6 protein-coding genes, 1 tRNA gene and 1 pseudogene are annotated in these 6,389 nt (G+C 68.5%); 5 read left to right on the top strand and 3 right to left on the bottom strand.

Going from position 1 to position 6,389, the window contains the following annotated elements; all coding sequences use genetic code 11:
• Nucleotides 1-133 precede the first annotated feature (133 nt).
• From GRS48_RS01305 to GRS48_RS01295, 3 genes are all read left to right on the top strand, one after another.
• Nucleotides 134-209, top strand: a tRNA-Cys gene (locus GRS48_RS01305).
• A 105-nt stretch (nucleotides 210-314) separates the two neighbouring features.
• Entirely contained in the window at nucleotides 315-1,166 is an 852-nt protein-coding gene (locus GRS48_RS01300; RefSeq protein WP_159483131.1) for a hypothetical protein, read from the top strand.
• A gap of 79 nt (nucleotides 1,167-1,245) precedes the next feature.
• Entirely contained in the window at nucleotides 1,246-1,455 is a 210-nt protein-coding gene (locus tag GRS48_RS01295; protein WP_159483130.1) for a hypothetical protein, read from the top strand.
• 79 nt (nucleotides 1,456-1,534) lie between these two features.
• Here GRS48_RS01295 and GRS48_RS14990 read toward each other — a convergent pair whose 3' ends face one another.
• Entirely contained in the window at nucleotides 1,535-1,711 is a 177-nt protein-coding gene (locus GRS48_RS14990) for a hypothetical protein (protein WP_200840189.1), read from the bottom strand.
• Between the two features lie 198 nt (nucleotides 1,712-1,909).
• Here GRS48_RS14990 and GRS48_RS01290 point away from each other — a divergent pair.
• Nucleotides 1,910-2,971 (top strand): annotated as a pseudogene (locus GRS48_RS01290) (nicotinate-nucleotide--dimethylbenzimidazole phosphoribosyltransferase); the annotation flags it as partial.
• Between the two features lie 119 nt (nucleotides 2,972-3,090).
• Here the strand turns inward: GRS48_RS01290 and GRS48_RS01285 are convergent.
• Together GRS48_RS01285 and GRS48_RS01280 are read right to left on the bottom strand one after the other, a co-directional pair.
• Nucleotides 3,091-4,935 (bottom strand): SLC13 family permease, encoded by a 1,845-nt coding sequence (locus GRS48_RS01285; protein ID WP_159483128.1) that lies wholly within the window; start codon nucleotides 4,933-4,935, stop codon nucleotides 3,091-3,093.
• A gap of 85 nt (nucleotides 4,936-5,020) precedes the next feature.
• Complete coding sequence (locus tag GRS48_RS01280) at nucleotides 5,021-5,620, bottom strand: metal-dependent hydrolase (protein WP_159483127.1); 600 nt, start codon at nucleotides 5,618-5,620, stop codon at nucleotides 5,021-5,023.
• 150 nt (nucleotides 5,621-5,770) lie between these two features.
• Between GRS48_RS01280 and GRS48_RS01275 the strand changes: the two genes are divergently transcribed.
• Entirely contained in the window at nucleotides 5,771-6,388 is a 618-nt protein-coding gene (locus tag GRS48_RS01275; protein ID WP_159483126.1) for a VOC family protein, read from the top strand.
• The last annotated feature ends 1 nt before the right edge of the window (nucleotide 6,389 follow it).

Here is a 6,389-nt window from a genome sequence, read left to right as displayed (position 1 = left end):
GCCGCCTCCCATTCATTTCGCCCACATCGGGCGACACGAGCCCACGGACACCGCGTCCGTGGGCTCGTTTGCTTTCGAAACGGACACGGCGGACCGCTAGGCTTAAACGCTCGACGGCGGTAGAGTCGACTGCGCCAAGGTGGCAGAGTTCGGTCAGACGCAGCGGCCTGCAGAGCCGCCCAACGCCGGTTCAAATCCGGCCCTTGGCTTCCTTTCTCGTTTCGTTTAGCGCGCCGAGCGTCGGACCCGCGATTACCCGGTCGTCTCCGCACTCGTTAGTAACCGTTATACGCGGGGTGAACCATGCACGAACCATGCAACGACGCGCTGTAGCCGTGTACGTCGCGCTTTTCCTCGTCGTCGGAACCGCGGCGGGCGTGCTCATCGCGACGGCCGAAACGCCGGAGATCACGTTCGATGACCCGGACTTCGAGCTGTCGGAGGGTGACTCGTTCGAGGTGGACGGACAGGAGTACACCGTCGCCGATATCACGGAGACCGAAGCGGAGGACGACGTCGGTGACGTCGAGATCGAGCGCTCCGGCCAACTGGAGTGGGAAGCGGTAGTCGAACAGTCGGAGACCTGGGCGAACGAGTCCGTCGTCGAGCTCGACGACGGCGAGTGGCGCGTCCACATCGAAGGCGAGGACCCGACCGCGTTCACGCTCGTCGAGGTGCTCGACCGGGACGCGATCCTCAGTGAGGACCCTGCCGCGGACAACGAGACGGTCGAGCGTGACGGCGAGGAGTACGTCGTCGTCACCGACGAGGACGGCGAATCGCGGCTCGTCCCGGCCGACGACTACTTCCCCGCACCGGAGGAGCGGTCGTACTCGGCGGGCGATAGCCTCGAATACGACGGCCACTCGGTCACGGTCGACGCGGTCACCGAGGACGGCGTGACCCTGGTTTGGGAGGGTCCCGAGACGTCGACGATGGACGTGGACCAGGAGGAACGGATCACGCTCGGTGACACCGACTTCATCGCGTACTTCCCTGACGGGGAGACGATGGTCCTTTCGAGCGACTTCGAGGCGTACGAGGCACAGCTCGCCGAGATCGATCGCCTCGATCAACAGGCCGAGGGGATCTGGCGCGTGTTGATCATCAGCGTTCTCTCGTCGCTGCTCGTGATCGCGGCGGCGTTCGTCCCCTCGCGGTACTGATCACGCTGCCCGTCGGTTTCACGGGTCGCGTGGACGTCGCAACCGACAGCCACTAGCGCCGCGAGACGGTAGTCGATCCATGGGTTCGATGTCGGAAAACGTGCGGCAGCTCGCCCCGCACTGGGCGGTGATGTTCGTGACGATGTTCGCGCTGCTCGCGCTGATCGAAAACGTGTACGGGGGACTCGCGTTCTGGCAGTCGCTGCTGCTCGTGTTGGTGGTCGCGTTCGGCTACCCGTTCCTTGCCCGAGCGCTCGGCGTCGCGCCGGAGATCTGGCAACGACAGTGATCGCTTGAGAACGGTCCTCGGTCGGGATCGCTTCGTCGCGATCGACGTGGATCGTCGTGATCCGCCGTCCGACCGTAGGTTACTCCTCGTCGCCGGAGCGGTCCGCGAGCGGGTTCGACAGGTCGAGCGCGAACGCGCCGATGCCGACGCCGAGCACGAACGAAACGACGGCCGCGACGCCGATCCAGAGGGTGCTCGGGTGTTCGTGTCCGGCGTGAAGCAGCGTGTCGGCGGCGAACAGGATAACTGGGTCCATGCGTCCGCTGCACACGGCGATCGCATATGGGTTGTGATCCGCTCGGCCCGGGCACACGGTCGAGATCGTCGGGACGGTGTGTCGTTGCGGGCTCGATGGTCTCCCGCGCTCTCACGGCGCGCGTTACCGTGATTCCCCTTCGACGGTGACGCTCCCGCGGTTCCCTCGCAGGGTTTTACTACGGTCGTCACCTCCGGGAGGTCGATATCGATGCGGTTCGTTCTCATTGCCGGCACGACGGAGACAGCACGGATAGACGGGATCAGTGCCGCGGGCGCGTCCCCGGCGCTGATAGCGCACACGCCGGCGGCGGACGCTGAGATCGTGGTCAACGGTCGGCCACGCTCGACGGGGATCGTCCCGGTGAGCCCGACGGGGTGTCCCACGCCGGCCGTCGTCACCCGTGCCGGCCGTGAGCTGTTCGGGTTCGACGTGGACGTCCTCGACGCGGGATCGGCACGTCCCGTCGACGTGGCGTCGTCGAGTCTCTCGTCCGGTCCGGGTCGCGACGTCCGCGAGGCGGTCGCGTTGCCGGAGGCGGAGGCCATCGTCGACGCCGCCCGAACGTACGGGAAGGAAGTGACGGACGATCACGTCGTCGTCGCGGAGACGGTTCCGGGGGGGACGACGACGGCGATGGCGACGCTGGCCGCGCTCGGCCGGCGGACTGGGGTGTCCTCGTCGCTTCCGGAGAACCCGCTCGACCGGAAGCGAACGGTCGTCGACGAGGGGCTCGCGGCGAGCGGGCTCGCCCCCGGCGACGCGGCAGACGACCCGACACGGGCGTTGCGCGCCGTGGGGGATCCGGTCCTCGCCGGCGTGGTCGGGCTCACGCTGGGCGTGCTGGATCGCGGCGGCGACGTGACGCTGGCGGGCGGGACACAGCTGTGTGCGGCCGCCGCGGTCGTCCGCGCGTTCGGGGTCGACGCGCCGATAGCCGCGGCGACGACGTCGTTCGTCGCGGAGGACCCGACCGCGGCCGTCCGTGAACTCGCGACCGACCTCGGCGTCGATCTGACGGTCACCGACCCACGCTTCGAGACGGTGTCACACCCGATGACGGACGCGTATCGTCGTGGGGAGGCGAAGGAGGGCGTCGGGATGGGCGGGGTGCTTGCGATGGCGTCGGGCGACGTCGCGGGGGTGGACGTGGACGGGTCGGTGGCGGACGTCCGTGATCGCGCGCTCGAGGTGTACGATCGGCTGCTCGCGGCCGCTCCGGACGACCACCCGGCGGTCGTCGGGAACGGCTCGGAGTAGCCGACGACGGGGAGTCGTCGGTGAGGAGCTATCGGCGGGACATCGACGGTCGGTGTCGACGCAGTTATCGCGCTTACGGTCGCTTCGGGCAGTCCTCGTGCTCTCCCGTGGAGGGGATGTCAAACGCCCCAAACGAACCAGATCGCGAGGGTCGTCACGACGGCCAGCAGGAACTGGAGCGGGGCACCGACGCGGAGGAAGTCGGCGAACTCGTAACCGCCGGGACCGTACACCATCAGGTTCGTCTGATAGCCGACGGGCGTCATAAAGGAGGTTGCGGCCGCGAACATCACCACGAGCAGGAAGGTGAACCCGTCGGCACCCAGCCGTCCCGCGGCGTCGACGGCGACCGGGATCATCAACACGACGGTCGCGACCGGCGTGATGACGTTCGCGAGCAGCCCGGTGACGAGATAGAACAGCAGGAGCACGGCCACGATGGGTAACACCGCGCCGGTCGCGACGAGCAGCTCGGCTATCGCCGCGGCACCCCCGGTCGCCTCCATCGCCAGCCCGAGCGGGATGACGCCGGCCAGCAGGAAGATGATGTTCCAGGAGACGGCGTCGTACGCGTCGGCCGATCGGAGACAGCCCGTGACGATCATCGCGAACACGCCGGCGAGCGCCGCGATGACGATCGGGAGGAGGTCGAGCGCGGCGACGCCGATCACTCCCGCCATGATCGCGACCATGACCGGCGTCTTCGACGAGAGCGGGGCGATCGACTCGACGTCGGCCGCGGCGAGCCGGTCGTACGCGACCTCGTCGGCGACGACGAGCACGCGCGTGTCGGTGAAGTACCGGATCGACGCGGGGGTCGTCCGGACCAAAAGCAGGTCGCCCGGTTGGAGCGTCCGTTCGGCGAGGTCGTGTCGGATCAGCTCGTCCCCGCGTCGAATGGCCAGCGTCGCCGTCCGATGGAACTCGCTGAGCCCCGTCTCGGCGATCGTCTCGCCCACGTATCGGGAGTCCTCCGGAACGACCGCCTTCGCGAGCACGTCGTCGGTCGGGGCCGACTCGAACGTCTCCTCCGTGACGTCGCTTCTGATCTCGTGGGCGAGGCCGGTCGCTTCCCGGAAGCGGTTCACCGCTTGGAGCGTCCCGTGGACGACGAGCGCATCGCCCGATTCGATGGCCCGGTCGGTGTGAGGGGCGCTGAACGCCTCCCCGTTGCGCCGGACCTGTAACACCCGTACCTCGGGGTGTGCCGCGTCGAACGCTTCGATGGGTTCGCCGACCGCGGTCGACTCGTCACGAACGCGCATCACCGCGAGGTGGTCCTCCAGATCGAACTCGGTGACGGCGTCGGAGTCGACCGGAATGCGCGCGGGGACGAGCCACCGCCCGACGGTGAGCAGGTAGGCGAGCCCGACGAGCATGACCACGATCCCGACGCTGGTGAACTCGAACATCCCGATACCGTCGCGACCGGGGATGAGCAGGCGAGCGAAGTCGCTGGCGAGGATGTTCGTCGACGTCCCGATGAGCGTGAGCGTCCCGCCGAGTATCGCCGCGTACGACAGCGGGAGCAGCAGTTTCGACGGCGAGATCCCGGTGCTCTCCGCGAGGTCGGTGATCATCGGGATGAAGACGGCGACGACCGGCGTGTTGTTGATGAACCCCGCGATCGGGCCGGTGGTGCAGACGGTCGCCACGAGCGCGCGGAACTCCCTCCCGCCGGTGAAGTCGGCGAGGTAGATCCCGAGGCGTTGGACGATCCCGGTCGCCTGTATCCCCGCGCTGAGCATGTACATCGCGACGATGGTGACGGTGGCCGGGTTGGCGAAACCGGAGATCGCCCCGCGCGCGCCGACCCCGGTCCACGGCTCGAGGACGACGAGCGCGGCGATCACGCCGATCGCGGTGACGTCGTTCGGGATCACCTCGCTCACGAACAACACGAGTGCCGCCCCGATGAGCAGGAACACGACGACCGCACCGGTGGAGAGCCCTGCCAGAGTCATACGACGGACCACTCGACTCTCCGTATTGGATGTGTCGACCGCGTCCTCGAGTCACCGAGTCACCGACTATCGGGGGACGGACGACTCACCGCTGGCAGCCGACCCGTAGCCGCTTTGCCCCGTCTCGCATCCGTCGAAAGGCCCCGCCAGCCAGATCGGAGAGCCGACGCCGGAACGCCGTGTAGACGACGGCGATCGCCAGTGTGCCGGCGGCGAGCTGCCGGAACGGCCCGTCGAGAACGACGAGAAGCGGCAGCCCGGCGGCGATCGCCACGAGGAGGTCCTCCGGCGCGCCGTCGTACCGCGTCCACCGCTTCGCCCGCCGCCACCGCCCGCGAACGTGGTCGTACACCGCACGGTCCGACTTGCGCTCCCACGGGCGGAACTCGTAGCTGCCCCCGTACCGGTCCATCCGGCAGTGAACCGCTGCGGCGACCGTCCCGGCGGCGAGGGCGACGGTCGCGGGCGACGTCGCCACGACGGCGACCGCCGCGATCGGGACCGCGGCGACGACGTAGCCGGTCGGGTAGTGGAGGGTTCGGCGGTGCCGGGCGACGACGTCGAGGTCGGGGAGGACGCTCCCCGCGAGCGCGCCGGCGAGAAGCGGGGTCGCGAGCGACGGTCGGGCGACCGCGACCGGTGTCGCGAGCGCCAACCCGACCAGCGCGTGCGTCGGGAGCATCATACCGTCCACAGGCGCGCGCGAGCCATAAGCGGTCGGATGGTCGGGATCCGGAACGGCGGATCCGTGACGGTCGTCCCCGATAACCCTCGTGTCAGCCGGTCACCCGCCGATCCCTTCCGGTTTTATGCGCGTCGCGCACCGAGTACGGGTATGTCGAACGACGATCTCACACCGGTAACCGCGGAACCCCCGGACGCACCGTTTCACACGACCGGCACCGACCACGTCACGGTGTGGGGCAGCAACGCCGAGGACACGATCGCGTTCTACCGCGATCTCCTCGGGATGCCCCTCGTCTTACGCCAGCCGAACCTCGACGATCCCTCCCAGACGCACCTCTTTTTCGACACGGGCGACGGGCGGATCCTCACGTTCTTCGTGAGCGACGACCGACCGTCCGCACGCGGCCAGCGACCCGGCGTCGGCGCGGTCCATCACCTCTGTTTCAGCGTCGACCCCGAGGAGTACGAGGGGATCATGGAGGCGTTGGAGGCGGCCGGCCACGGCTACAACGTCTTCGACCGCGGCGTCTTCCACTCCATCTACACCCGCGACAACAACGGGCTCGTCATCGAGCTCTCCTCGGACAAGTACGAGATCCCGGACGGGCGGAAGGGCGAGGTGCTCGCGGCCGCTCAGCGGCTCCGCGAGGCCGACGGCGCGGACTTCGCGCAGGACCGACACATGGAGGGCGCGCTCGAGGAGCTCGGCCTTCCGGTGGTCAAACACGACCTGCCCGACGCGAGCGCAGGAACGGGCGTGAACTGAC

The organism is Halorubrum sp. JWXQ-INN 858 (assembly GCF_009806985.1).
Classification (GTDB): Archaea; Halobacteriota; Halobacteria; order Halobacteriales; family Haloferacaceae; genus Halorubrum.
This window is presented reverse-complemented; position numbering and strand designations above follow the sequence as displayed.